Genomic DNA, 24,722 nt, shown 5'->3' on the forward strand with positions numbered 1-24,722 from the left:
ACCCGGAAGTTAAGCCTTTCAGCGCCGATGGTACTGCAACCGAGAGGTTGTGGGAGAGTAGGACGCCGCCGGACATAATTTGAGAAGAGGGACCGCCTTAGGGCGGTCCCTCTTCGTCATTTCGGGGCACGCTAGTAGATGGTGTCTTGGTAGGCCGATTGATCGTGTGGCGGGATGTGTCACGCGTCCGCGCGCACGGCCCGCATGTAGACACCGAGACTCGGCTTGGGTTGGAATGACGTGGCCTTCTCAGGCAGGAGGCGCCCCTCGAGGGAGGCGCGCTCCACCTCGGTGAACGTCGGCGCGGGCAACAGGACCGCCACGGCGCCGGGCCTCGCGCTCTCCGTCTCGGCCTCCTCCATCGTGTGCCGGTAGGAGACCGCCACCCAGTGGCTGCGACGGAGCTGGGGAAGCAGCGTGTGGTGGAGATGTTCCACCGCGGTCTCGTCCCCGTAGGACGGGTGCACCGTCAGCCAGCGGTCGCCGTCCGTGATCACCCAGACAGCGGGGGAGAGCGCCCCGACGGCCACGTCGCGGCTCGCCGGCTCGGCCCGGCCGCCGGTCGCTGTGACGGCTTCGACGAGCTCATCGAGCGCGACCCCTCGGATCACCCGGTGGATGGCTCCGAGGTGGAGGGGGGTGTCGTCCTGGTCGACGACCATGGCGAGGCCGCGGTCCCATGCGGTGCCGGGGTGCAGCTCCTGCAGGCGGAGGTACGCGGCGTACCTGTGGTGTCCGTCGGCGATGAGCAACGGATTGTCGGCGAGTGCCTGGGCCAGCTGCGCCTGATGGGCCGGCTCGGTGATCCGCCATTGGCGGTGGTGCTGGCCGGCATGGTCGAGGAAGTCGTGGTCGGGTGGAGCCGACATGACTGCCTCGAGGACTCTCCGACTCGACGGCCCACCGCGGTGGACCAGAAGAATCGGGGCCGGGTTGAGACTCAGCTCGGCCATGCGTCGTGCCAGCTCGTCGGCCTGCTCAGGGTGGATGGCCTCATGGGGCAGCACGGCACGCTCTGAGGGCTCGGACGCCCTGGTCGAGAGATCGAGTGCGCCCACGAGACCCCGCACAGTGACGCCCATCGTGGTGTACTCGTGGAGGTGGAGGGCCCGCTCGTCCTCCCGGGTGATGCGGCCAGTCTCCTCCCAGTGGGCCAGACGTCGCGCCGCCTGCCGATAGGGTCGTGACATCGGCCGCAGGGTGCCGAGGTCCGTGACCCGGTCGGGCGCGAGTCGCAGGGCACGAAATGGGTGCAGGCGAGCGGGGCGGCGCGGCGAGAGTGGTACCTCGAACCCCGGTGCCACCCCTTCAGCCGTCATCGTCACAATCCTAGGGGCCGAGCCCTGGGACCCACAGGAAGGACACCCCAGGAGCCATGCTGCGCGAGTCCCAGGCGCCCCTGAGCGAACGGCACGACCTGATCATGCTGGACCTCGATGGTGTGGTCTACATCGGGGACGATGCCGTGCCGGGAGTCGGTGACCAGCTGCGGCGACTGCGGGAGGCGGGTGTCCCGGCCGCCTTCATCACCAACAATGCCTCTCGTCCCCCGGAAGCCGTCGCTGAGCGCCTGACACGCATGGGGATCTCCGCCGCCGCCGACGACGTGGTGACCTCGGCTCAAGCTGCGGCCTCGGTGCTGCGAGAGCGGTTCGGCCCCGGCGCCCGGGTGCTGGTGCTGGGTGGTCAGGGGCTGCAGGAGGCGCTGAAGGCCGCCGGTCTCGTGCCCGCGGGTGCCTACGACGAGTCGGTGGTCGCGCTGGCCACCGGGTACGGCCCCGACGTGCTCTGGCGCGACGTGATGCGGGCAGCCGTGGCGGTGCGGGAGGGCCTCCCCTGGGTGGCGAGCAACACCGACATGACGATTCCCACCCCGTACGGGAAGGCGCCGGGGCACGGCGTGCTGGTGCGCACCATCTCGGAGTTCGCCGGCACGTGGCCCGTGGTGGCCGGCAAGCCGGCGTCGCCGCTGTTGGAGGAGACCGTGCGACGGATGGGGGGCACGTCCCCGCTGATGGTGGGGGACCGGCTCGACACCGACATCCTCGGGGCCACGACGCTGGACCTGGACTCCCTGCTCGTCCTCACCGGCGTCAGCGGTCTCCACGAGGTCGTCGGCGCGCCGGAGGATCAGCGTCCGGCGTACCTCTCCCCGACCTTGGCGGGGCTCTTCGAGGTCCACCCGGTGCCGGTGGCTGACGCGTCGGGTGGCCATGCCTGCGGGGGCTGGACGGCGCGGACCGAGGCGGGACGGCTGGTCGTCACCGGCTCCGGCGCCGCGCCGGACTGGTGGCGTGCGGTCGCGACCGCCGGCTGGGCCTACCTGGACGACTGCGGGCAGGTGGTCGACACCACCGGACTGCGTCCGCCCGGGGATGACGTCGGCGGTCACGGGTAGCCTCACCTGCATGGATCACCACCGCCCTGACGTGCCCGGCTCCGGCGAGGGGAGCGAGGAGCTCGTCCGTCCCGCAGCCACCGAGCGTGTCGGCGTCCCCGCCGTCGACGCCGTCCTCGAGGAGGTGGAGTCGGTCAACGACCTGCCGGTGGGTGAGCAGGTCGCCGTCTTCGAGCGGGCCCACGAGCAGCTGAGACGGGCCCTGAACGCCACCGACGAGCCCGCTGCCGGCCCGACGAGCTGAGGGCCCGTGGCACCACGCCGTCTGAGGCTCGACCAGGAGCTCGTACGCCGCGGCCTCGCCAGGTCGCGCGAGCACGCGAGCGCTCTCGTCGCCGAACGCCGGGTGAAGGTCGCCGGGGTGGTGGCGACCAAGCCCGCCACCGGCGTCACCACCGACGTGGCACTGGTAGTGATCGAGGACGCCAGCAAACCTGAGTTCGCCTCCCGGGGCGGGCACAAGCTCGCCGGGGCGCTCGACGCCTTCGCGGCTCATGGTCTCGACGTGGCGGGACGGCGCTGCCTGGACGCAGGTGCCTCGACCGGTGGCTTCACCGACGTGCTCCTGCGCGCGGGTGCGCGTAAGGTCCTCGCGGTCGACGTCGGCTACGGACAGCTGGTGTGGCGGCTGAGGCAGGACGACCGCGTGGTGATCCACGACCGCACCAACATCCGGGACCTCACGCCGGAGCTGGTCGGCGAGCCCGTCGACCTGGTGGTGGGAGACCTCTCCTTCATCTCCCTCGTGCTGGTCCTCGACGCCCTGCTCTCGGTCACGGCGCCCTCCGGCGCGCTGGTGCTGATGGTCAAGCCTCAGTTCGAGGTGGGCAAGGATCGTGTCGGGAAGGGCGGCGTGGTGCGAGACCCCGCGCTTCGCGCCGAGGCCGTCCAGAAGGTCGCCGACGCAGCGGCTCAGCGCGGGTGGGGGGCGGTGGCCGTCTGCACCAGCCCCTTGCCCGGTCCCTCCGGGAACGTTGAGTTCTTCCTGCTGCTGCGCCAGGGCCCGCCGTCCATCGACGAGGACGCCATCAGGTCCGAGGTCGAGCGCGCGAGCTCATCGTCGCCGCCGGATGAGAAGGTGTGACCGTGACTGACTCCCAGGCTCCCGTGCGCCGCGTCCTGCTGCTGGCCCACACCGGCCGGGAGGAGGCCCGGAAGGTGGCCCGAGCCTTCGTCGACGCCCTGACCGGACACGACATCGTGGTGCGTCTGCTGACCGACGAGGCGGACGACCTCGGGATCGACCGCACCTTCCTCGACCCCGCCATCGAGGTGGTGGGCGTGGAGGACCGGCCCGGCGACGACTGCGAGCTCGCCCTGGTCGTCGGAGGCGACGGCACGCTCCTGCGCGCCGTCGAGCTCACCCACAGCAGCGGCACGCCCCTGCTGGGTGTCAACCTCGGACACGTGGGCTTCCTGGCCGAGGCCGAGGTGGACGACGTCGAGTCGACGATCGAGGCGGTCGTGCACGGCCGCTACACCCTGGAGGAGCGGCTCACCCTCGAGGTGAGCATCCTGCAGGACAAGGAGCTCGTCGCCAGCACCTTCGCCCTCAACGAGGCGAGCGTCGAGAAGGCCGCCCGCGAGAGGATGCTGGAGGTGGTCGTCGAGATCGACGGCCGCCCGCTCTCCCGGTGGGGGTGTGACGGGGTGGTCTGCGCCACGCCCACCGGGTCCACCGCCTACAACTTCAGCGCCGGCGGCCCTGTCGTCTGGCCCGGTGTCGAGGCGCTGCTGATGGTCCCGATCAGCGCCCACGCCCTCTTCGCCCGCCCCATGGTGGTCGCCCCCACGTCGGTGCTCGCCGTCGAGGTGTTGGCCGGGACCGAAGGGGCCGGCGTGCTGTGGTGCGACGGGCGACGGACCGTCGACCTCGCCCCCGGCGCCCGGATCGAGGTGCGCAGAGGGGCGCAGCCGGTCCGGCTGGTCCGGCTGCACGAGGCCCCCTTCACCGATCGCCTCGTGGCGAAGTTCGGGCTCTCCGTCGAGGGGTGGCGCGGAGCCGCCGAACGACGCCGACCCCAGGCCGCCGAGGCGGAGCAGGGGAGCGGGTCACATGCTTGAGGAGATCCGGATCCGCTCCCTGGGAGTGATCGAGTCCTCGACCCTGGAGCTCGGTCCCGGACTGACGGTGATCACCGGAGAGACGGGCGCCGGCAAGACGATGGTCGTGACGGCCCTGGGGCTGCTCCTCGGCGGGCGTGCTGACACCGGCGCCGTCCGCAAGGGCTCGGACACCGCGCGGGTCGAGGGGGTCGTCGACGCCCGGCAGCTCGACACGTTCACCGCCGAGGTCCTCGACGCCGGCGGGGAGGTGGAGGACGGGCGGGTCGTGCTGGCGCGCAACATCTCCGCCGAGGGGAGGTCGCGAGCCTGGGTCGGGGGCGCCGGAGTACCCGCCTCCAAGCTCGCCGGCATCGCCGAGCCACTCGTGGCGGTCCACGGCCAGTCCGACCAGCACCGCCTGCTGCGGCCCGCTGCCCAGCGCCTCGCGCTCGACAGGTTCGGGGGAGAGCGGGTCGCGGAGCTCCTGACCCGCTACCAGGCCCTGCACGGTCGGCTGGCGGAGGTCGAGGCGCGGCTGCACGAGGTGGTCTCCACGGCCCGTGAACGCGCCCGTGAGGCCGATCAGCTGCGCTTCGCCCTGCAGGAGATCGAGGCAGTCTCACCCGAGCCCGGTGAGGACGCCGCCCTGGCGGCCGAGGAGTCACGGCTCGGCTTCGCCGACACCCTGCGCACGGCGGCCGAGGTGGCCCGCGAGGCCCTCTCCAGCGACCAGGACGCACCCGACGCGCTGGGGACCGCCGCCGCCGCTCGCTCCGCCCTCGACGGGGTGCGCGAGCACGACCCCGAGGCGGGCCAGCTCGCCGACCGCCTCGGCGAGCTGACCTACCTGCTCTCCGACCTGGCTGCCGACGTCGCGTCCTACGCCAGCAGGCTGGAGACCGATCCGTTGCGGCTCGCTGCGGTGAGCGAGCGGCGCGCGGCGCTGGTCGCGCTCACCCGCAAGTACGGCGAGACGATCGACGAGGTCCTCGACTGGTCGGGCCGGGCCGCGCTGCGCCTGGTGGACCTGGAGGACACCGACGACACGATCACGGCGCTGCGCGACGAGCGGGCCGGGCTGAGGAGCCGGCTCGCCGCGGCCGCCGGCGAGCTGTCGCAGGCTCGTCAGGAGGCGGCCGTCCGCCTGGGGCGTGAGGTCACCGACGAGCTGACCCTGCTGGCGATGCCGCACGCCACCCTTGAGGTCGTCGTCTCCCAGCAGGAGGTCGCCACCGACCGGCTCCAGGACGCCGAGGAGGAGCCCGGCGTCCTGCCTCCCGGTGCCCCCCTCGACGTGGGCGGCCGGCGGGTCCGCTTCACCGCGTCCGGGATCGACGACGTCGAGCTCCTCCTGGCGGCCAACGCCGGGATGACCCCGCGTCCGCTCGACAAGGGGGCGTCGGGGGGTGAGCTCTCCCGGGTCATGCTCGCGGTCGAGGTGGCGCTGGCGGGCACCACCCAGGTGCCGACCTTCGTCTTCGACGAGGTGGACGCCGGGGTCGGTGGGAAGGCCGCGATCGAGATCGGCCGCCGGCTGGCCCGGCTGGCCCGCGACTCCCAGGTGCTGGTCGTGACCCACCTGCCCCAGGTCGCCGCCTTCGCCGACCGGCACATCGTGGTCGCCAAGGCCAGCGACGGCTCGGTGACCACCTCGGGCCTGACGTCGCTGAGCGCGGAGGAGAGGGAGCGCGAGCTCTCCCGCATGCTCGCCGGCGTCGAGGACTCCGACACCGCACTGGCCCATGCCCGCGAGCTGCTGGAGGCCGCGCGCTCCACGACGCGCTGAGCAGGGCGCGGTCCCCGTCTGGCCCCACCGGGCCTGACAGCATGGTCACGCCATGAAGTTCGCGACCAGGAACCGTCCCGCCCCCACCCTCCCGGGAGTGGAGGGCACCGCCCGAGCCGACCGGCGTACCCGGGGGCTGCTGGGTCGACTCAACGCCGGTGACGTCGCCGTCCTCGACCAGGTCGACCTCGACCGAGCCACCGCCCAGGCGCTGGTGGACGCGGGGGTGGTGGCGGTGCTCAACGCCTCCGCCATGATCTCCGGGCGCTTTCCCAACCTGGGGCCCAGCGTCCTCGCCGCCGCCGGGGTGCCGATGGTCGACCTGCTCGGTCCGGAGCTCTTCGCCCGGGTGAAGGACGGAGCGACCATCCGCGTCGTCGACGGGGAGATCCGGGTCGAGGACGACGCCGTCCTCACCGGTCGCTGCCTGGACCAGGAGCTCATCGCCGGCCAGCTCGACGACGCCCGTCAGGGCCTCGCCCACCAGCTCGACAGCTTCACCCACAACAGCAGCGAGTTCCTCCGCCGCGAGCAGGACCTCCTCCTGCACGGGCAGGGAGTGCCGCGGCTCGTCACCCGGTTCGCCGACCGCCCGGTGGTCGTCGTGGCCCCGGGGGAGGACCACGAGGCGGAGCTGCGTCTGGTCCGCGGCTTCGTCAAGGACCAGCGCCCCGTGCTGATCGGCGTGGACGCCGGGGTCGAGGCGATCGTCGCCCAGGGCCTGCGCCCCGACGTGGTCGTCCTCTCCGACGCCCGCGACGAGGGGCCGTCGGTCAAGGCGCTGCGTGCGGCCACCGACGTCGTCGTCCGGGTCGACCGCGGTGCCGCGGCCTCGGTGACGGACCGGTTCTCCAAGCTCGGGCTCATGCCGCTGCGCTTCGAGTCCACCGCCACGGCCGAGGACGCCGCCCTGGTGCTCGCCGACGCCGGCCACGCCTCAGTCATCGTCGGCGTCGGGATGCACGCCACCCTGGCCGACTTCCTGGACCGGCAGCGGTCCGGCATCGCCAGCACGTTCCTCACTCGGCTCAAGGTCGGCCCCCGGCTCGTGGACGCCACCGCGGTGCCCACGCTCTACTCGGGCAGGGTGCGCCCCCGCCACCTGACCGGCGTGGTGATCGCCGGCCTCCTGGCACTCGCTGCCGCGGTGGGGACCACCCCCGTCGGTCAGGAGTGGGGCGACGCAGTGAGCAACCAGACCATCGAGCTCGTCGACTACCTGCAGGGAAAGCTCTCGTGATCTCCTTCCGTACCCACATCGTCACCCTCGTCTCCGTCTTCCTCGCCCTCGCGGTCGGCGTCGTGCTGGGGGGTGGTCCCCTCAGCGAGGTCGGCCGGGGTGGCGAGGACGGGACGGACGTCGCAGAGCTGCGCACCGTCGCCGCCGAGGACGCACGGAGGGCCGACGCGGGCGACCAGTTCGCCACGGCAGCCGCCGCTCCGCTCTACGCCGACCGGCTCACCTCCCACCAGGTGGCGGTGGTGACGATGCCGGGCGCGGACGAGCGGGTGACCACCGCGCTCACCGAGCAGGTGGCACTGGCCGGGGGAGTCGTCAGCGTCGTCCAGCCGCTGTCGGAGTCCTTGCTCAACCCGACGGAGAAGTCGCTGGTCGACACCCTCGGGACCCAGCTCGCTGCCCAGCTGCCGGCGAGCGCGGTGTCGGCCGAGGCCACGACGTACGACCGCATGGGACGCCTGGTGGGCCTCACCCTTGCGTCCGCCGACGCCGCCGACGCCGCCGGCGAGACCATCAACGGCCAGTCCGGGGCCGTCCTCGACAGCCTGCTGGGCGCCGGGCTGATCCCCGAGGCGCCCGCGCGGGAGCGCCGCGCGCCGCTGGTGCTGGTGGTGCTGGGCGACGAGGTCGACGGTGAGGGTGGGGACGCGCTGCTGGCCGCCCTGCTCAACGGCCTGGCGACCTCCGCCGTGGGCGTCGTGGTGGCCGCCGAGGACGGGTCAGACGGTTCCCAGCTCGCACGGCTGCGCGCGGACGGCGACGTGGCGGGTCTCACCACCGTCGACGGGGTCGGCACAGCGACCGGTCAGGTGGCCACGACGATGGGTCTGATCCGCGGTCTTGCCACCAACGGCGGCGCATTCGGTGCGTCGGGTGCCGATGGAGCCATCCCTCTCGGGTAGCATGGAACCCCGTGAAGAACCCGACCCCCACCAAGCACGTATTCGTCACCGGGGGCGTCGTCTCCTCCTTGGGAAAGGGACTGACGGCTTCGAGCCTCGGTAGCCTGCTGAAGTCGCGGGGCCTACGGGTCACCATGCAGAAGCTGGATCCCTATCTCAACGTGGATCCCGGCACGATGAACCCCTTCCAGCACGGCGAGGTCTTCGTCACCCAGGACGGCGCCGAGACCGATCTCGACATCGGCCACTACGAGCGGTTCCTGGACACCGACCTGTCGCAGATCGCCAACGTCACCACCGGGCAGGTCTACTCCAGCGTCATCGCCAAGGAGCGCCGCGGCGACTACCTGGGCGACACGGTCCAGGTCATCCCGCACATCACCAACGAGATCAAGGACCGCATCCTCGCGATGGGCGGTCCCGACGTCGACCTGGTGATCACCGAGATCGGCGGGACCGTCGGAGACATCGAGTCGCTGCCGTTCCTCGAGGCGGCCCGTCAGGTGCGCCACGAGATCGGGCGGAGCAACTGCTTCTTCATCCACGTCTCCCTGGTGCCCTTCATCGGCCCGTCGGGGGAGCTCAAGACCAAGCCCACCCAGCACTCGGTGGCCGCACTGCGCTCCATCGGCATCCAGCCCGACGCCATCGTGTGTCGCGCCGACCGGGACCTGCCCAGCGGCATCAAGCGCAAGATCGCCCTGATGTGCGACGTCGAGGACGAGGCCGTCATCACCTGCGCCGACGCCCCGTCGATCTACGACATCCCCAAGGTGCTCCACCGCGAGGGCCTCGACGCCTACCTGGTGCGCCGGCTCGACCTCCCCTTCCGCGACGTCGACTGGGCGCTCTGGGACGACCTCCTGCGCCGCGTCCACCACCCGAAGGAGGAGGTCACCATCGCGCTGGTCGGCAAGTACGTCGACCTCCCCGACGCCTACCTCTCGGTCGCCGAGGCGCTCCGCGCCGGCGGGTTCGCCCACGAGGCGAAGGTGAACCTGCGCTGGGTCGCCAGCGACGAGTGCTCGACCCCGGCCGGGGCGGCTCGCCATCTCTCCGACGTGGACGCCGTCTGCGTCCCGGGCGGATTCGGGATCCGGGGCATCGAGGGAAAGCTCGGCGCCCTGACCTACGCGCGCACCCACCGGATCCCGACCCTGGGACTCTGCCTGGGCCTGCAGTGCATGGTGATCGAGTACGCCCGCAACGAGGCCGGGCTGAGCGAGGCGGGCTCCACCGAGTTCGACCCGGAGTGCCCGGAGCCGGTCATCGCCACCATGGAGGAGCAGAAGTCCATCGTCGAGGGCGCGGGTGACCTGGGAGGGACCATGCGGCTCGGCTCCTACCCCGCCGACCTGGTTCGCGACTCCCTCGTCCAGGCGGCCTACGGCGAGAGCCGGGTCGAGGAGAGGCACCGGCACCGCTACGAGGTGAACAACGCCTACCGCGACCGGCTCGAGAAGGCGGGTCTGGTGATCTCCGGGACCAACCCCGACCTCGGGCTCGTCGAGTTCGTCGAGCTGCCGCGTGAGGTGCATCCCTACTACGTCGCCACTCAGGCACACCCTGAGCTCAAGTCGCGCCCGACCAGGCCGCACCCGCTCTTCGCCGGGCTGGTCGGTGCGGCGCTGGTACGGCAGAAGGAGCTCCTCATCCCGATGGAGGAAGAGGAGCGGCAGGGCTCGTGAGCGACGACCTCGCGGACCGGCCCCTGGAGTGGCCCGTCCTCTCCAGCCGGGAGATCCACCGCGACGACTGGGTCGTGGTGGTCCGCGAGGACGTGGTCACCCGTCCCGGCCATCCCGACGAGCGCTTCTCGCGGCTCGCGGTGGAGCACCCGGGGGCGGTGATGGTGCTCGCCGTGGACGACGACGAGCGGGTCTTCTGCCTCCGGCAGTACCGGCACACCTCACGCCACGAGTTCATCGAGATCCCCGCCGGCCTGCGGGACGCCGGGGACGAGCCCCCGGTGGAGACGGCCAAGCGGGAGCTCCGCGAGGAGGCCGAGCTGGCCGCCTCGGACTGGACGCTGCTGCTCAGCACCTACCCGTCGGCGGGGCTCACCGACGAGGTCCACGAGATCTACCTCGCCCGTGGGCTCTCCCACGCGCCCCGGGGCGACTTCGAGCTCCGTCACGAGGAGGCGGAGATGGAGGCCTTCTGGGTCCCCTTCGACGATCTCCTCGCCGCCGTCCTCGACGGCCGGGTCAGGCAGGGCCCGATCGTGCAGGCCGTCCTCGCCTACCAGGTCCAGCGGGGTCGGTTCCTCGAGCAAGGCCGCGATGTCGGCGCCTGACGTCACGCGTGCTGTCCGCACCTACCTGGACCACCTGGGAGTCGAGCGGGGCCTGGCGGCCAACACGCTCGCCTCCTACCGGCGCGACCTGCGCCGCTACGCCGAGTTCCTCGCCGAGCAGGGGATCGAGACGCTCGACGCCGTGGAGGAGGGCACCGTCTCCTCGTTCCTCGTCCGGCTCCGCGAGGGGGACCAGGAGCACCCTCCGCTGAGCGCGACGTCGGCCGCGCGCACGGTGGTCGCGGTCCGCGGGTTCCACAAGTTCGCTCTCCGCGACGGTCTGGCCGCCCACGACCCGGCCTCCGCGGTGCGACCGCCCACGCCGACGAAGCGGCTGCCCAAGGCCCTGCCACTCCCTGACGTCGAGGCGATCCTGGAGGCCGCCGGCTCGCCCGGGACGCCGCTGGCCCTGCGGGACCGCGCGCTGCTGGAGGTGCTCTACGGCACCGGCGCCCGGATCTCCGAGGCGGTGGGGCTCGACGTGGACGACATCGACACCGTGGACCGCACCGTGCTGCTCCGCGGCAAGGGCTCCAAGGAGCGACTGGTGCCCGTCGGGTCGTACGCCCTCGAGGCCGTCTCGGCGTACCTGACCGGTGGCCGTCCCGCCCTCGCCGAGGGCAGCGGCGCGGCGCGCAACGGCGGCGCGCTCTTCCTGAACTCCCGCGGTGGGCGCCTCTCCCGGCAGAGCGCCTGGGCGGTGCTGGTCAAGGCCGCTGACCGGGCCGGCGTCACCAAGGACGTCTCACCCCACACGCTCCGGCACTCCTTCGCCACCCACCTCCTCGACGGCGGTGCCGATATCCGGGTGGTGCAGGAGCTGCTCGGCCACGCCTCGGTGACCACCACGCAGGTCTACACCCTCGTCACGGTGGAGAGCCTGCGCGAGGTCTTCGCGACTGCCCATCCGCGGGCCCGGGCATGAGGGGCGCGGGCATGAGGGGCGCGGCATGACGGGGACGGGCGCCTGGTGGGAGCGCGCCGAGGGGACGGACGCGCTCTACGACGCCTTCACCACCTGGGCCGAGAAGCAGGGGACCGCGCTCTACCCCCACCAGGACGAGGCGGTGATGGAGCTGCTCGCCGGCAGCAACGTGGTGCTGGCCACCCCCACGGGGTCCGGGAAGTCACTGGTCGCCCTGGCCGCCCACGTCTCCGCGCTGGCTCAGGACCGGGTCTCCTTCTACACCGCTCCGATCAAGGCCCTGGTCAGCGAGAAGTTCTTCGCCCTCTGCGACGTGCTGGGTGCCGAGAACGTGGGGATGCTCACCGGCGACGCAGCCGTCAACGCGGACGCCCCGGTCATCTGCTGCACCGCCGAGGTGCTGGCCAACATCGCGCTGCGCGAGGGGTCGCGCGCCGACGTGGGCCTGGTGGTGATGGACGAGTTCCACTACTACGGCGACCACGAACGAGGGTGGGCCTGGCAGGTGCCGCTGCTGGAGCTCCCGCAGGCGCAGTTCCTCCTCATGTCGGCGACCCTGGGAGAGATGACCGCGATCGCGGAGGACCTGACGCGCCGCAACGGCCGTGAGACGGTGGTCGTCGACGACGCCCAGCGGCCGGTGCCGCTCGACTTCAGCTGGTCGCTCACGCCCCTCGACGAGACGCTCCAGGAGCTCGTCGCCACCCATCAGGCCCCGGTCTACGTCGTCCACTTCACCCAGGCCGCCGCGGTGGAGCACGCCACCAACGTCCTCAAGCAGCTCGGTCGCACCGACCGGGCCGAGGAGCTGCGCGAGCGGCTGGCGCCGTTCCGGTTCAGCGCCGGCTTCGGCAAGACCCTCTCCCAGCTGCTCCGGCAGGGGATCGGCGTCCACCACGCGGGGATGCTGCCGAAGTACCGCAGGCTCGTGGAGCAGCTCGCCCAGGCCGGCCTGCTCCGGGTGATCTGCGGCACCGACACCCTGGGCGTCGGCATCAACGTGCCGATCCGCACCGTGCTCTTCACCGGGCTGGCCAAGTTCGACGGCCGCCGCCAGCGGATCCTGCGCAGCCGCGAGTTCCTCCAGATCGCCGGGCGGGCGGGTCGCGCCGGGTTCGACACCCAGGGGTACGTCGTCGTCCAGGCGCCCGAGCACGTCATCGAGAACGAGCGGGCCAAGGCCAAGGCCGAGGCCAAGAACGCCGCGATGAGCGCGGAGAAGCAGGCCAAGCGGCGCAGCAAGGCGCAGCTGAGGAAGCCCCCCGAGGGCTCGGTGGTCTGGACCGAGCAGACCTTCGAGAAGCTGGTCGCCTCGACGCCGGAGCCGTTGGTCTCGCGGATGAAGGTCGACAACGCGATGCTCCTCAACGTGGTCGCGCGCGAGGAGGACGCCTTCCCGGTGATGCGCCACCTGGTGGAGGACAACCACGAGGACAGGCGCGGCCAGCTGCGGCTGGCCCGCCGGGCCCTGCGGCTCGCGCGGAGCCTGCTGCGCACCGGCGTGCTCACCCGGCTCGACGAGCCCGACGAGCACGGGCGCCGCTACGTGTTGACCGTCGACCTGCCCCTCGACTTCGCGCTCAACCAGCCGCTGTCGCACTTCGCGCTCGCCGCCTTCGACGTGCTCGACCCGGAGGCGCCGACCTACACCCTCGACGTGGTCTCGGTGGTCGAGGCCGTCCTGGAGGCGCCGCGCCAGGTGCTGATGGCTCAGCAGCACGTCGCGCGCGGCGAGGCGATCGCCGAGATGAAGGCGGACGGGCTCGAGTACGACGAGCGGATGGAGCGCCTCGAGCAGATCACCTGGCCGCAGCCGCTCGCGGAGCTGCTGGAGGTCACCTACGAGCTCTACCGGCAGAGCCACCCGTGGCTCCCCGAGGACGGGCTCAGCCCCAAGTCGGTGCTGCGGGAGATGTACGAGCAGGGGATGGGCTTCACCGACTTCGTCTCCCGCTACCAGCTGGCCCGGTCCGAGGGGCTGGTGCTGCGCTACCTCACCGACGCCTACCGGGCGCTGCGACAGACCGTCCCCGAGGCGCACCGCACCCCCGAGCTGGAGGACCTCACCGAGTGGCTGGGGGAGACGGTGCGGCAGACCGACTCCTCCCTCCTCGACGAGTGGGAGGCGCTGAGCGACCCCGCGCACGTGCCCAGCGAGGTCGCGCACCACGAGCCGCCCCACAACCCGCGGCCGCTCTCCCAGCAGGACCGTGCCATGCGGGTGATGGTCCGCAACGCGATGTTCGCCAAGGTCCAGGGCGTCGCGCGAGACGACCTGGACGCGCTGGTGCGCAGCGAGCGCCAGGCGGCGGACCGGACCGACCCGCCGCGCGAGGTGGTGATGACCCGCTCCGCCTGGGACGAGGCGCTGGAGGCCTACTACGCCGAGCACGACACGGTCGGCACGGACGCCGAGGCACGTGGCCCGTCGTACCTGACGATCGGCGAGGAGGAGACCGGGGAGCCGGTCGGCTCGAAGGACGACGAGCCGGTCCGCATCCGCCGGGTGGTCCAGACCCTGGCGGATCCCGAGGGGCACCGCGACTGGGTCGTGGAGGCCGTCCTCGACTGTGACGCGACAGACGAGCTCGGTGAGCTGGTGCTCCAGACCGCCGCGATGCGGAGGGTGGACGGGTGAGATCGCACCGGCTGGCTGCCCGGCCCGGGGGCCGCGTCGCCGTAGGGACTTGTGCACAGACTTCTGCACAGGCAGAACGGCCCTGTGCACAGGACCGTGCGGGAGTGCACAGATTCCGGCACCGGGTTGGGGAGTTCGGGAGTCGCCTTGTGACGCGGGAACAGCGGGGCCTAGAGTCGCGCGAAGCATCAAGATGTCGGCGAGTCGACAAACCGGGTGGGAGCTGCAGATGACTGGAGACAGGCCCATCCACGGCGCGTCCGGCAGCAGTCCCTCCCCGATGCCTCCCCTGGTCGTTCCTCGGCCTCAGCCCACCACCTCCCCCGGAGACGAGACCTCTGTGAGCGAACCGATTCCGTTCCCCTCCATGGAGGGGACCGTCCCGGCCCCACCCGAGAAGGTCATCGGCCCGACCGGACGCCCCATGCCGGTCTTCCCCGACCCGCAGCCCGTCGCCGAGGGCGCGCCGGCGCGGGTGATCTCCATGTGCAACCAGAAGGGCGGGGTGGGCAAGACGACCACCACCATCAACCTGGGCGCCTCCCTGGCGGAGTTCGGTCGCAAGGTGCTGCTGGTGGACTTCGACCCCCAGGGGTCCCTCTCGGTCGGGCTCGGCCTCAACCCGCACGAGATGGAGCTGACCGTCTACAACCTGCTGATGCAGCGCGACGTGACGCTCGACGAGGTGGTGGTGCCCTCCGGCGTGCCGGGGATGGACCTGCTGCCCTCCAACATCGACCTGTCGGCCGCCGAGGTCCAGCTCGTCCACGAGGTCGCCCGCGAGCAGACCCTGCAGCGGGTGCTCGCCCCGGCGCTGCAGCAGTACGACGTGATCCTGATCGACTGCCAGCCCTCGCTGGGCCTCCTCACCGTCAACGCGCTGACCGCCTCCGACGGCGTCATCGTGCCGCTGGAGTGCGAGTACTTCGCCCTGCGCGGGGTGGCGCTGCTCAAGACCACCATCGACAAGGTCCGCGAGCGGCTCAACCCCAAGCTCGAGATCGACGGCGTGCTCGGCACCATGTTCGACGGGCGCACCCTGCACAGCCGCGAGGTGATGGACCGGCTGGTCCAGGCGTGGGGCGACAAGGTCTTCCACACCGTGATCCGGCGGACGGTGAAGTTCTCCGACTCCACGGTCGCCGGGGAGCCGATCACCACCTATGCCTCGAGCTCCACCGGGGCCGAGGCCTACCGCAACCTCGCCAAGGAGGTGCTGGCCAGGTGGCTCGACGGGTGAGCCTGCCGGCTGCCGACGACCTCTTCCGTCCCACCTCGGAGCGCGCGGAGGAGCCGTCCCCGCGGCCGGTCCCCGACGCTCGGCGTACCCCCGCCCGCCGGCCCAGCGGCCGGGTGCGACACGACGAGAAGATGACGGTCTACGTGACCTCAGACGAGCTCCTGGAGCTCGAGCACGCGCGGCTGAGCCTGCGACGCAACCACGGCATGGCCGTGGACCGGGGACGGATCGTGCGCGAGGCGGTGGCCCTGGTGCTCGCCGACCTCGAGGCGCACGGTGACGAGAGTGCCCTGGTCCGGAGGTTGTCCGAGCAGTGACGACTCCGTCCTCGGCCGCGATCACCGAGCCCGGGCAGGCGGCTCCGGCGTTCGCGGTCCGGCTGGACAACTTCGAGGGTCCCTTCGACCTGCTGCTCTCGCTCATCTCCAAGCACAAGATGGACGTCACCGAGGTCTCCCTCTCCCGGGTCACCGACGAGTTCATCGCCCACGTGAAGGCGGGCGGCCCGGTCTGGGACCTGGAGCAGACCACCTCCTTCCTCCTGGTCGCGTCCACGCTGCTGGACCTCAAGGCCGCCCGGCTGCTGCCCCAGGGCGACGTCGAGGACGAGGAGGACCTGGCCCTGCTGGAGGCCCGCGACCTCCTCTTCGCCAGACTGATGCAGTACCGGGCGTTCAAGCTGGTCGCCGGCGTGCTCGAGGGCAGGCTGGCCGACGAGAGCCTCCGCTACCCGCGGGCCGTGGGCCTGGAGGAGCGGTTCGCCACGCTGCTGCCGGAGGTGCTGATCGGCATCGGGCTGGACAGGTTCGCCGCGCTCGCCGCGAAGGCACTGGAGCCCAAGGCCGTCCCCGAGGTCTCCCTCCAACACATCCACGCGGCCCGGGTCAGCGTCCGCGAGCAGGGGAACCTGGTCGTCGACCGGCTCCGCCGTCAGGGCACCATGACCTTCAGGGCCCTGTGCCGGGACTCCCCGGACACCCTGACCACGGTCGCGCGGTTCCTCTCCCTGCTCGAGCTCTTCCGGGAGGGGGCGGTGGCCTTCGACCAGGTCACCCCGCTCGGCGAGCTCACCGTCCGGTGGACCGGCAGCGAGGAGGGCGACGTGGAGATCGTGGACGAGTTCGACGGGGCGCCGCCGGACGACCAGGCACCCGCCACCGAGACGCAGACAGCGGAAGAGGATCGATGAGCGAGCAGACGGGCACCGAGCCGGGGCGCGAGCCCGGGGTCGACGAGCCCACCGTGGGTGACCGGCCTGCGCCGGACCAGCCCCAGGAGCAGGAGCCGCAGGAGCAGGAGCCGCAGGAGCCCGAGACGCTGGCCGTCGAGCTGGTGGCGCTGCGGCCGGCCCTGGAGGCGATCCTGATGGTGGCCGACCAGCCGCTGGACCGGGTCACCCTGGCCTCCGCCGTCGGGCACCCGGTGGAGGAGGTGGACGCGGCGCTCCACGCCCTGGCCCAGGAGTACACCGACCAGGACCGCGGCTTCGAGCTGAGGAACGTGGCCGGCGGGTGGCGCTACTACACCCGTGAGCAGTACGCCTTCGTGGTGGAGGGGTTCGTCCTGGAGGGCCAGCAGGCCAGGCTGACCCAGGCCGCGCTGGAGACGCTGGCGGTGGTGGCCTACAAGCAGCCCGTCTCGCGTGCCCGGGTCTCGGCGATCCGGGGGGTCAACGTCGACGGCGTGATGCGCACCCTCCTCTCGCGGGGCCTGGTGGAGGAGGCGGGGCAGGACGAGACGACCGGAGCGCACCTGTACCGCACCACGAGCTACTTCCTGGAGAGGATCGGCGTGACCAGCCTCGACGACCTGCCTGAGCTGGCGCCGTACCTGCCGGACATGGACGACCTGGACGAGGAGCTGGCCGCCGTGGGCGGCAGTGCTGGCTCGCGCCCCGAGCCGCAGCAGCCGCCCGCCCAGGCGTCCTCCCCACCGTCGGCGCAACCGCCGCACCCGTCACCGCACAGCGGGGCCGGGACCGAGCCGGACGCCGGGACGGAGATCGCATGAGTGACGACCAGCACGGCGCCCAGCACGGTGACCGGGACGGCGTCCAGCCTCCGGGCGGGTGGCCCGACGAGGAGGGGCTGGTGCGGCTGCAGAAGCTGCTGGCCCAGTCGGGGGTGGCCTCGCGGCGCAAGTGCGAGGAGCTGATGCTCGAGGGGCACGTGGAGGTCGACGGCGAGGTCGTCACCCGGCTCGGCACCAAGGTGGACCCGACGACCGCGGTGATCCGGGTCGACGGCAAGCGGCTGCCGCCGCAGTCGGCGCACGTCTACCTGGTGCTCAACAAGCCCAGGGGAGTGGTCTCCACGATGTCGGACCCCGAAGGACGCCGCTGCCTCACCGACGTGGTCGCCGACCGGCCGGAGCGGCTCTTCCACGTCGGCCGGCTCGATACCGACACCTCGGGCCTGCTGCTGCTCACCAACGACGGGGACTTCGCCCACCGGATGGCCCACCCCTCCTTCGAGGTGGAGAAGACCTACGTCGCGGAGGTGGAGGGCGAGGTGGATCGCGCCACCCTGAAGCGCCTGCGCGACGGTGTCGTCCTGGAGGACGGGCCCGTCCAGGTCTCCCGGGTCAAGGTGATCGAGACCGGGCGCGGCGGGGCGCAGGGACGCAGCATCGTGGAGCTGGTGATCCACGAGGGGCGCAACCGGATCGTGCGCCGGCTGCTCGCCGAGGTCGGACACCCCGTCCGCCGCCTGACGCGGACCAGGTTCGGGCCGGTCGAGCTGGGCCGTCTCCCGGCCGGGGAGCTGAGGGACCTGACGCGTGACGAGCTGGGCGCGCTGCTGGACCGCGTGGAGCTGTAGCGGCCGGGTCGAACTAGGCTGAGCCGGTCGGTGTAGACGAGAAGTCGGTCAGGAGAGAGACGTGAGCGTGCGCGCCGTGCGCGGAGCCACCCAGCTGGACGAGGACAGCCGCGAGCACATGCTCGAGCGGGTGGCCGAGATGGTGCAGGAGATGATGTCGGCAAACGGGCTGACCGTGGACGACTTCATCTCCGTGATCTTCACCGCCACCAGTGACCTGGTCGCCGAGTTCCCCGCCTACGCGGCACGCCAGCTGGGCTTCTCCGACGTTCCCCTGATGTGTGCCCGCGAGCTCGAGATCGCCCGCTCCATGCCACGGGTGGTCCGGATGATGGCGCACGTGGAGACCGACCTGCCCCGCGCCGAGGTCACCCACATCTACCTGCACGGCGCGGCCGCGCTCCGTCGTGACCTGGCCCGGGTCCGCGAGGTACCCGGCGGCGAGCACTCGTGAGGCTCACCGGACCGGTCGAGGTCGTGGGCGCCGGTCTGGTCGGGACCTCGATCGCCCTCGCCTGCCGCGGCGCCGGGCTCGAGGTGCTGCTCAGCGACGTCTCCGGGGAGAACCTCCGCACCGCCAGCGGTCTGGGGGCCGGCCGGGCCCGGCGCCCTGAGGACCAGCCTCAGCTGGTCGTCGTCGCGGTGCCGCCCGATCTGCTGGGTGAGTCAATCACGGAGGCGCTCCAGGCCAGCGACGCCGTGGTCACCGACGTGGGCAGCATCAAGTCCCGCCCCCTGGCCGAGGTCCTCGGCCGCGTCGACGCGCAGACGGCGTCGCGGTACGTCGGGAGCCACCCGATGGCCGGGAGTGAGCGCTCCGGCCCGCTGGCGGCCTCCTCAGGCCTCTTCGACGGGCGGCCGTGGGCCGTGGTGGGCCACGAGCGGAGCGCGCCCTCGGCGATCGAGCTGGTCCGCGACCTCGCCAGGCTCTGCGGCGCGGTGGTCGTCGAGCTCGGGCCCGAGGAGCACGACCGGGCGGTGGCCCGCACCTCCCACCTGCCGCACCTGGCCGCCGTCCTGGTCGCCGGACGGCTGCGGGAGGCACCCGACCGGGACCTGGCGCTCTCCGGGCAGGGTGTGCGGGACGTCACGCGCATCGCCGCCAGCGACCCACGACTGTGGGAGCAGATCGTGGCGGCGAACTCCGAGGCGGTGCTCGAGGTGCTCGGCGAGGTGCGCGAGCAGCTCGACGTCCTCCTGGACGCCGTCCGCGACGGTGAGCGGGGGGTGCTGCACGACCTCCTGACCCACGGGGTCGAGGGGACCCGTGCCATCCCCGGCAAGCACGGCGGTCCGATGGTGCCCGTCGCCTCCGTCTTCGTCGCCGTGCCGGACACCCCGGGCGAGCTCGCCCGTCTCTTCGCCGACGCCGGCGCCAGCGACGTCAACATCGAGGACGTGCGGATCGACCACGACCCCGGCCGCCCGGTGGGTCTGGTCGAGCTCGTCGTCCGGGAGCAGCGTGAGGCGCACCTGCGTGCGTCTCTGGAATCTCGGGGCTGGGTCACCCACCGGTAGGCTGCGCTGGCAAGGTCCGCCTCTGCCAGCTAGGAGCAACCCCGCGGTGAGCACGTCGCACGCACGTCCGTCCGGTCCCGTCATCGCGGTCGACGGACCCTCCGGTTCCGGCAAGTCGAGCACCTCGCGCGGCGTCGCCCGCGAGCTCGGCCTGCGCTACCTGGACACGGGCGCGATGTTCCGGGCGGTCACCTGGTGGATGCTGCGAGCTGGAGTGGACGTGCACGACGCCGCGCTCGTCGCGGCCAGGGCCGCTGAGCCCCGGATCGAGTCCGGCACCGACCCGGCCCACCCCACCATCACGGTCGACGGCACCGACGTCTCGGTCGCGATCCGCGCCGACGAGGTCAACGCCGCCGTCAGCCCGGTCAGCGCCGTGCCCGAGGTGCGGGCCCGGCTGCTCGAGCTGCAGCGCGAGGTGATCGGCGACGGCGGCATCGTCGTGGAGGGCCGCGACATCGGCTCCGTCGTCGCCCCCGACGCGGACGTGAAGGTCTTCCTGACCGCCGACCCGGCCGCGCGTGCTGCCAGGCGTGCCCTGGAGGAGGGCGGCTCCGACGTGGCCAGCACCGAGGCCTCGTTGCTCGCCCGCGACGCCATCGACTCCACCCGCAAGACCGCGCCGCTGGTGCAGGCCGACGGGGCGGTCCACCTCGACACCACCGGCTACTCCCTCGAGGAGGTCATCGCCCAGGTGGTGGACCTCGCGCGGGCGGTGGCGAGCCCGCGATGACCCTGGCCGAGCTGCCACGGAGCAGCGAACGGCACCCACCGACGAGGATGCTGGTGCGCTGCCGGCCGTTGGCCCACAGACTCGTCTCGTCCTGGTACGACGTGCGGGTGCACGGTGACTCCCAGATGCCCAGGACCGGCCCGGCGATCGTGGCCGGCAACCACATCGGGGTCCTCGACGGTCCGCTGATGGCGATCCTGGCGCCGCGTCCGGTGCACGCGCTGACCAAGGCCGAGATGTTCTCAGGCCGCCTGGGCGGTTTCCTGCGCCACGCTGGTCAGATCCCCCTCGACCGCTTCCACCCGGATCCGTCCGCCGTCCGCCAGTGTGTGCGGGTGCTGCGGGACGGTGGCGCGGTGGGCGTCTTTCCCGAGGGCACCCGCGGCCCCGGCGACCTGTCCCGGTTCCACCACGGGGCGGCGTACCTGGCCCTGGTCACCGGGGCGCCCGTGGTGCCGGTCAGCTTCTTCGGCACCCGCGTGCCTGGCGGGGCCTCGAGCTCCGTGCCGCCCCGCGGGGCCAGGATCGACTTCGTGCTGGGCGAGCCGTGGGCGGTGCAGCACTCTCCGTGGCCTCGGCGACGGGAACAAGTGCTGCGCGCCTCGGCGTTGCTCCTCCAGCACATGCGCGGACAGCTGGACCGCGCCTGCGCCCTGACCGGGCGAGACCTGCCGGGACCTCTCCCGGCCGGGCAGACCGAGAAGGACCCGGACACCGGGTTCGTGAACAGAGGAACACCATGACCGAGCCGCTCGAGACCTCCACCTCCCTGGGCCCTGTCCCGATCCTGGCGGTGGTCGGCCGGCCGAACGTCGGGAAGTCGACCCTCGTCAACCGGATCATCGGCCGCCGCGAGGCCGTCGTGGAGGACCGCCCGGGTGTGACCCGGGACCGGGTCTCCTACGACGCCAACTGGAACGGCCGTGCGTTCACGGTCGTCGACACCGGCGGCTGGGACCCCGACGCCCGTGGCCTGGCCGAGCAGATCTCCGGGCAGGCCGAGGTGGCGGTCCAGCTGGCCGACGCCGTCCTCTTCGTGGTCGACGCCAACGTGGGCATCACCGACGCCGACGAGGCGGTCGTCAAGGTGCTGCGCAAGTCGGGCAAGCCGGTCGTGCTGGCCGCCAACAAGGTCGACGACCAGCGGACCGAGACCGAGGCCTACGGCCTGTGGAACCTGGGTCTCGGCGAGCCGTACCCCGTCTCCGCGCTGCACGGCCGGGGGAGCGGCGACATGCTGGACGCCGTCCTCGCGGCGTTGCCGGAGACCCCGCCGGAGCGTTTCGACGAGGTCGGTGGACCCCGCCGGATCGCCATCGTCGGCCGGCCCAACGTCGGCAAGTCCAGCCTGCTCAACCGGTTGGCCGGGGAGGAGCGGGTGGTCGTCGACAACGTCGCCGGCACCACCGTGGACCCGGTCGACGAGCTGATCGAGCTGGGTGGTCGCACCTGGCGCTTCATCGACACCGCCGGGATCCGCAAGCGGGTCAAGACCGCGTCGGGCCACGAGTACTACGCCTCCCTGCGGACCACCAACGCGATCGACCGCGCCGAGGTCGCGGTGCTTGTGGTCGACGGGGGCCAGTCGATCTCCGAGCAGGACATGCGGATCATCCAGACGATCCGTGACGCCGGGCGTGCCCTGGTCATCGCCTTCAACAAGTGGGACCTGGTCGACGAGGAGCGTCGCTACTACCTCGAGCGGGAGATCGAGCGGGACCTGGTGCAGGTGCGTTGGGCGCCGCGGATCAACATCACCGCACGCACCGGCTGGCACGTGGACCGGCTCGTCCCCGCGCTGGACAAGGCCCTGGAGGGGTGGGAGACCCGGATCGGCACCGGTGCCCTCAACACCTTCCTCGGGCGCCTGGTGGCCGAGCAGCCGCACCCGGTCCGCAGCGGCAAGCAGCCGAAGATCCTCTTCGGCACCCAGGCCGGCACCGCGCCGCCGATGTTCGTGCTCTTCACCAGCGGCAAGCTGGACGCCTCCTACGAGCGCTTCATCGAGCGGCGGCTGCGGGAGGAGTTCGGCTTCGCGGGGACCCCGATCGTGCTGCAGCAGCGCCCGAGGGAGAAGCGCAAGCGCTGAGGCGCTGGGCCGCCGCGCTTCCGGGCGGTGGCGTCAGGGGGTGACCCCGTGCGTGGTCAGCCACGCGACGGGGTCCATCGCCACGCCCGAGGGGTCACGCACCTCCAGGTGCAGGTGGGGGCCGGTGGAGTTGCCCGTCGATCCCACCAGGCCGACCGTCTCGGCGATCTCCACGGTCTCACCGGGGGCGACCAGCGCGGTGAGCTGGTGGCAGTACCAGATCTGGGTGCCGTCGGGCAGCCCGAAGACGGTGCGCAGGCCGTAGGCCCCGGCGTCACCCACCGAGAGCACCTCGGCGTCGGCGACGGCGTGCAGGGAAGTGCCCGACGAGGCGCCGAAGTCCTGCCCGGTGTGGTCGTGCTCCCAGAGGTCGCCGGCGGCGCCGAAGCTGGCGGAGAGCCGGTAGGAGGCGAGCGGTAGTACCGCCGTGGCGGACTCGGGGTCGCCGTCGTAGCCGAGCTCGGAGAGCTGGGCCGACCGGTCGGCCAGCACCCGGGACCAGGCCGCAGCCTGTCGGTCGATCTGGGCCAGCGCGCGCTGCCGAGCCGCGACCTGCTTGGCCAGCAACCGCTCCATCGGGCTCACTTCAGGGCTGTCGTCGAGGTGCGCCGCGTGGGCGGGTGAGGCGGCCAGCAGCGAGCCGACCAGTCCTCCGCCCCCGAGCAGCAGGACCGCCATCAACACCCAGCGACGGACGCCGACGCCACGCCGGGGCGCGCGATGGGACGGGGCACCCGTGGGGGGCAGGTGCTCGGGGGGAGTGGCGGTCATGGTGGCTTCCTCGTCGTGGTCGGACGAAGCCATCGTGTGGCGGCGCGGACGGGCCCACCCGCGGAACGGCCAGAGATGACCCGGACGGGCCATTCCCAGGCACGCGTCCGGGGGGTCCGGGCGGGCCCTCAGGACGAGGGCGGACCACCCGAGCGGGTCATGCCCGGCGCCGGCGAGCCCGATGCGGACTCCCCGGACTCCCTGGGGTAATGTTCCCTCTGGCCTTCCTCGGAAGACCATCGGGCTGTAGCGCAGCTTGGTAGCGCACTTGACTGGGGGTCAAGGGGTCGCAGGTTCAAATCCTGTCAGCCCGACAAAAAACCGCCCCTGACCTGCGGAAACGCAGTGTCGGGGGCGGTTCGCATTTGAGCTAGAACGGCTAATCAACCACTTATTCACCACTTATTCGGCGGCTGCGGCTCCTGCTCACCCGGACTCAAGCCAGCAAGCTCGGCCAAGACGTGGGCCACATCGGCGGCGACCGCGGGCTTGGCGATGTAGAACTCGCGGGTGATGTCGGGGGAGGAGTGGCCGAGCTGCTGCGCGGCGGTGTCGGCCACTCGGCCCTGATCTTGACCGTCCGGTTCACCGTCTTCAAAATGGCCGGTGGTGTCGTCTGGGCGACCGCGGTCGCGGTGGCCGGCTACCTGGCTGGCGCGCCGTACCGGGCGCTGGCGCGAGACCTCGGGCGCGGTGCCGGCGCACTGTTCGTGGTCGTTCTGGTGGCGGTGGTCGCGTGGGTGGTCGTACGTCGCCGGCGTCGGCGATGAAACGCTGGCCTACCAGCCGTCCGTGCCGGGCGCGCCCTTGAACGGCCCGGTGACCCTGCTGGTGATCCAGCCCCCGTAGAAGTCGCCGGCCTGGGCGACGACTGTCTCGCCGTCGACCGTGCACCGGTCCATCCGGCCGGGGTAGAGGGCCACGTGGCCGACGAGCGCCTCGAAGCCTCTGCTGGGGTGCGGGTAGTGCCACGCCGACCGCGGCAGCACCCGACCGCTCGGCCCGCCCACGTCGAAGTAGGAGGCGGAACCCTTGAACTCGCACCATGTCGTGCCCTGGACCGGCCTGAGCAGACCGCTAGCGACGGCTCGGTCGGGGACGTAGTAGACCGGCGGGTGGCTGGTCTCCAGGACTCGGAGCGACTCCCTGGTGTCGACCACCACCTCGCCGTCGAGCTCGGCCACGACGTGCTCGCTCGACGGCACCACGACTGGCGGGCGCGGGTAGTCCCACACCGACTCGGTACCCGGGCCGTCGACGTCCTCGCTCACCCAGCCATCCTCGCTCGGTGAAGCAAGGACGACGGGCGGTTGACTTCACC

Annotated in this window: 26 protein-coding genes, 1 tRNA gene and 1 rRNA gene; 24 read left to right on the forward strand and 4 right to left on the reverse strand. The window is 72.1% G+C overall.

What is annotated here, in order from left to right:
• Positions 1-74, forward strand: a 5S ribosomal RNA gene (rrf, locus tag AC3X7R_RS12150); the annotation flags it as partial.
• A 105-nt stretch (positions 75-179) separates the two neighbouring features.
• Here rrf and AC3X7R_RS12155 read toward each other — a convergent pair.
• Complete coding sequence (locus tag AC3X7R_RS12155; protein ID WP_489965928.1) at positions 180-1,319, reverse strand: DUF1015 family protein; 1,140 nt, start codon at positions 1,317-1,319, stop codon at positions 180-182.
• 56 nt (positions 1,320-1,375) lie between these two features.
• On the opposite strand from AC3X7R_RS12155, the gene AC3X7R_RS12160 reads away from it, so the two are divergent.
• The 21 genes from AC3X7R_RS12160 to der all read left to right on the forward strand — a co-directional run bounded on the left by AC3X7R_RS12160 (position 1,376) and on the right by der (position 22,630).
• Positions 1,376-2,398 carry an HAD-IIA family hydrolase gene (locus tag AC3X7R_RS12160; protein ID WP_489965929.1) on the forward strand — a complete coding sequence of 341 codons (1,023 nt, stop codon included), beginning with the start codon at positions 1,376-1,378 and terminating at the stop codon, positions 2,396-2,398.
• 10 nt (positions 2,399-2,408) lie between these two features.
• Positions 2,409-2,642 (forward strand): hypothetical protein, encoded by a 234-nt coding sequence (locus tag AC3X7R_RS12165; protein WP_489965930.1) that lies wholly within the window; start codon positions 2,409-2,411, stop codon positions 2,640-2,642.
• Between the two features lie 6 nt (positions 2,643-2,648).
• Complete coding sequence (locus AC3X7R_RS12170; protein WP_489965931.1) at positions 2,649-3,482, forward strand: TlyA family RNA methyltransferase; 834 nt, start codon at positions 2,649-2,651, stop codon at positions 3,480-3,482.
• 2 nt (positions 3,483-3,484) lie between these two features.
• Positions 3,485-4,462, forward strand: a complete 978-nt coding sequence (locus AC3X7R_RS12175; RefSeq protein WP_489965932.1) for an NAD kinase — start codon at positions 3,485-3,487, stop codon at positions 4,460-4,462.
• Positions 4,455-6,230 carry a DNA repair protein RecN gene (gene recN / locus AC3X7R_RS12180; RefSeq protein ID WP_489965933.1) on the forward strand — a complete coding sequence of 592 codons (1,776 nt, stop codon included), beginning with the start codon at positions 4,455-4,457 and terminating at the stop codon, positions 6,228-6,230. The genes AC3X7R_RS12175 and recN overlap by 8 nt, the downstream gene beginning before the upstream one ends.
• Before the next feature lie 52 nt (positions 6,231-6,282).
• The gene (steA, locus tag AC3X7R_RS12185) at positions 6,283-7,470 is read left to right on the forward strand and encodes a putative cytokinetic ring protein SteA (protein ID WP_489965934.1); all 1,188 of its coding nucleotides are present in this window, start codon (positions 6,283-6,285) and stop codon (positions 7,468-7,470) included.
• Positions 7,467-8,372, forward strand: a complete 906-nt coding sequence (locus AC3X7R_RS12190) for a copper transporter (protein WP_489965935.1) — start codon at positions 7,467-7,469, stop codon at positions 8,370-8,372. Before steA ends, AC3X7R_RS12190 begins: the two co-directional genes overlap by 4 nt.
• An 11-nt stretch (positions 8,373-8,383) precedes the next feature.
• The gene (gene pyrG / locus AC3X7R_RS12195; RefSeq protein WP_489965936.1) at positions 8,384-10,060 is read left to right on the forward strand and encodes a CTP synthase; all 1,677 of its coding nucleotides are present in this window, start codon (positions 8,384-8,386) and stop codon (positions 10,058-10,060) included.
• On the forward strand, positions 10,057-10,668 hold the full coding sequence (locus AC3X7R_RS12200) for an NUDIX domain-containing protein (protein ID WP_489965937.1): 612 nt from the start codon (positions 10,057-10,059) through the stop codon (positions 10,666-10,668). Before pyrG ends, AC3X7R_RS12200 begins: the two co-directional genes overlap by 4 nt.
• The gene (xerD, locus tag AC3X7R_RS12205; protein ID WP_489965938.1) at positions 10,655-11,593 is read left to right on the forward strand and encodes a site-specific tyrosine recombinase XerD; all 939 of its coding nucleotides are present in this window, start codon (positions 10,655-10,657) and stop codon (positions 11,591-11,593) included. The genes AC3X7R_RS12200 and xerD overlap by 14 nt, the downstream gene beginning before the upstream one ends.
• A 25-nt stretch (positions 11,594-11,618) precedes the next feature.
• Positions 11,619-14,231 carry a DEAD/DEAH box helicase gene (locus AC3X7R_RS12210; protein ID WP_489965939.1) on the forward strand — a complete coding sequence of 871 codons (2,613 nt, stop codon included), beginning with the start codon at positions 11,619-11,621 and terminating at the stop codon, positions 14,229-14,231.
• A 367-nt stretch (positions 14,232-14,598) separates the two neighbouring features.
• On the forward strand, positions 14,599-15,471 hold the full coding sequence (locus AC3X7R_RS12215) for a ParA family protein (protein WP_489966487.1): 873 nt from the start codon (positions 14,599-14,601) through the stop codon (positions 15,469-15,471).
• On the forward strand, positions 15,456-15,788 hold the full coding sequence (locus AC3X7R_RS12220; RefSeq protein WP_489965940.1) for a hypothetical protein: 333 nt from the start codon (positions 15,456-15,458) through the stop codon (positions 15,786-15,788). The genes AC3X7R_RS12215 and AC3X7R_RS12220 overlap by 16 nt, the downstream gene beginning before the upstream one ends.
• A complete protein-coding gene (locus AC3X7R_RS12225; protein WP_489965941.1) occupies positions 15,785-16,660 on the forward strand; it encodes a segregation and condensation protein A in 876 nt (291 codons plus the stop codon). The genes AC3X7R_RS12220 and AC3X7R_RS12225 overlap by 4 nt, the downstream gene beginning before the upstream one ends.
• On the forward strand, positions 16,657-17,481 hold the full coding sequence (gene scpB, locus AC3X7R_RS12230; RefSeq protein WP_489965942.1) for an SMC-Scp complex subunit ScpB: 825 nt from the start codon (positions 16,657-16,659) through the stop codon (positions 17,479-17,481). The genes AC3X7R_RS12225 and scpB overlap by 4 nt, the downstream gene beginning before the upstream one ends.
• On the forward strand, positions 17,478-18,290 hold the full coding sequence (locus tag AC3X7R_RS12235) for a pseudouridine synthase (protein WP_489965943.1): 813 nt from the start codon (positions 17,478-17,480) through the stop codon (positions 18,288-18,290). Before scpB ends, AC3X7R_RS12235 begins: the two co-directional genes overlap by 4 nt.
• Positions 18,291-18,351: 61 nt before the next feature.
• Positions 18,352-18,744 carry a chorismate mutase gene (gene aroH / locus AC3X7R_RS12240; RefSeq protein WP_489965944.1) on the forward strand — a complete coding sequence of 131 codons (393 nt, stop codon included), beginning with the start codon at positions 18,352-18,354 and terminating at the stop codon, positions 18,742-18,744.
• Positions 18,741-19,808 carry a prephenate dehydrogenase gene (locus AC3X7R_RS12245; RefSeq protein ID WP_489965945.1) on the forward strand — a complete coding sequence of 356 codons (1,068 nt, stop codon included), beginning with the start codon at positions 18,741-18,743 and terminating at the stop codon, positions 19,806-19,808. The genes aroH and AC3X7R_RS12245 overlap by 4 nt, the downstream gene beginning before the upstream one ends.
• Before the next feature lie 46 nt (positions 19,809-19,854).
• On the forward strand, positions 19,855-20,541 hold the full coding sequence (cmk, locus tag AC3X7R_RS12250) for a (d)CMP kinase (RefSeq protein WP_489965946.1): 687 nt from the start codon (positions 19,855-19,857) through the stop codon (positions 20,539-20,541).
• A complete protein-coding gene (locus tag AC3X7R_RS12255; protein WP_489965947.1) occupies positions 20,538-21,284 on the forward strand; it encodes a lysophospholipid acyltransferase family protein in 747 nt (248 codons plus the stop codon). The genes cmk and AC3X7R_RS12255 overlap by 4 nt, the downstream gene beginning before the upstream one ends.
• Complete coding sequence (gene der, locus AC3X7R_RS12260; protein WP_489965948.1) at positions 21,281-22,630, forward strand: ribosome biogenesis GTPase Der; 1,350 nt, start codon at positions 21,281-21,283, stop codon at positions 22,628-22,630. The genes AC3X7R_RS12255 and der overlap by 4 nt, the downstream gene beginning before the upstream one ends.
• 33 nt (positions 22,631-22,663) lie before the next feature.
• On the opposite strand, the gene AC3X7R_RS12265 is transcribed toward der, so the two are convergent.
• A complete protein-coding gene (locus AC3X7R_RS12265; RefSeq protein ID WP_489965949.1) occupies positions 22,664-23,401 on the reverse strand; it encodes a M23 family metallopeptidase in 738 nt (245 codons plus the stop codon).
• A 240-nt stretch (positions 23,402-23,641) separates the two neighbouring features.
• Here AC3X7R_RS12265 and AC3X7R_RS12270 point away from each other — a divergent pair.
• A tRNA-Pro gene (locus tag AC3X7R_RS12270) sits at positions 23,642-23,715 on the forward strand.
• Positions 23,716-23,796: 81 nt separating this feature from the next.
• On the opposite strand, the gene AC3X7R_RS12275 is transcribed toward AC3X7R_RS12270, so the two are convergent.
• On the reverse strand, positions 23,797-23,961 hold the full coding sequence (locus AC3X7R_RS12275) for a hypothetical protein (RefSeq protein ID WP_489965950.1): 165 nt from the start codon (positions 23,959-23,961) through the stop codon (positions 23,797-23,799).
• A 39-nt stretch (positions 23,962-24,000) separates the two neighbouring features.
• Here AC3X7R_RS12275 and AC3X7R_RS12280 point away from each other — a divergent pair, with 39 nt between their 5' ends.
• A complete protein-coding gene (locus AC3X7R_RS12280) occupies positions 24,001-24,171 on the forward strand; it encodes a hypothetical protein (RefSeq protein ID WP_489965951.1) in 171 nt (56 codons plus the stop codon).
• Positions 24,172-24,180: 9 nt separating this feature from the next.
• Here the strand turns inward: AC3X7R_RS12280 and AC3X7R_RS12285 are convergent, their stop codons facing one another.
• Positions 24,181-24,672 (reverse strand): DUF427 domain-containing protein, encoded by a 492-nt coding sequence (locus AC3X7R_RS12285; protein WP_489965952.1) that lies wholly within the window; start codon positions 24,670-24,672, stop codon positions 24,181-24,183.
• Positions 24,673-24,722 lie beyond the last annotated feature (50 nt).

The organism is Nocardioides sp. Z22_16, from assembly GCF_058134365.1.

Bases quoted from the DNA above. Each gene is read 5' to 3' on its own strand.
- AC3X7R_RS12155 (WP_489965928.1), bottom strand. From the start codon at position 1,319: ATGACGGCTGAAGGGGTGGCACCGGGGTTCGAGGTACCACTCTCGCCG.
- AC3X7R_RS12160 (WP_489965929.1), top strand. From the start codon at position 1,376: ATGCTGCGCGAGTCCCAGGCGCCCCTGAGCGAACGGCACGACCTGATC.
- AC3X7R_RS12165 (WP_489965930.1), top strand. From the start codon at position 2,409: ATGGATCACCACCGCCCTGACGTGCCCGGCTCCGGCGAGGGGAGCGAG.
- recN (WP_489965933.1), top strand. From the start codon at position 4,455: ATGCTTGAGGAGATCCGGATCCGCTCCCTGGGAGTGATCGAGTCCTCG.
- steA (WP_489965934.1), top strand. From the start codon at position 6,283: ATGAAGTTCGCGACCAGGAACCGTCCCGCCCCCACCCTCCCGGGAGTG.
- xerD (WP_489965938.1), top strand. From the start codon at position 10,655: ATGTCGGCGCCTGACGTCACGCGTGCTGTCCGCACCTACCTGGACCAC.
- AC3X7R_RS12210 (WP_489965939.1), top strand. From the start codon at position 11,619: ATGACGGGGACGGGCGCCTGGTGGGAGCGCGCCGAGGGGACGGACGCG.
- AC3X7R_RS12215 (WP_489966487.1), top strand. From the start codon at position 14,599: ATGGAGGGGACCGTCCCGGCCCCACCCGAGAAGGTCATCGGCCCGACC.
- scpB (WP_489965942.1), top strand. From the start codon at position 16,657: ATGAGCGAGCAGACGGGCACCGAGCCGGGGCGCGAGCCCGGGGTCGAC.
- AC3X7R_RS12235 (WP_489965943.1), top strand. From the start codon at position 17,478: ATGAGTGACGACCAGCACGGCGCCCAGCACGGTGACCGGGACGGCGTC.
- AC3X7R_RS12255 (WP_489965947.1), top strand. From the start codon at position 20,538: ATGACCCTGGCCGAGCTGCCACGGAGCAGCGAACGGCACCCACCGACG.
- der (WP_489965948.1), top strand. From the start codon at position 21,281: ATGACCGAGCCGCTCGAGACCTCCACCTCCCTGGGCCCTGTCCCGATC.
- AC3X7R_RS12265 (WP_489965949.1), bottom strand. From the start codon at position 23,401: ATGACCGCCACTCCCCCCGAGCACCTGCCCCCCACGGGTGCCCCGTCC.
- AC3X7R_RS12280 (WP_489965951.1), top strand. From the start codon at position 24,001: ATGGCCGGTGGTGTCGTCTGGGCGACCGCGGTCGCGGTGGCCGGCTAC.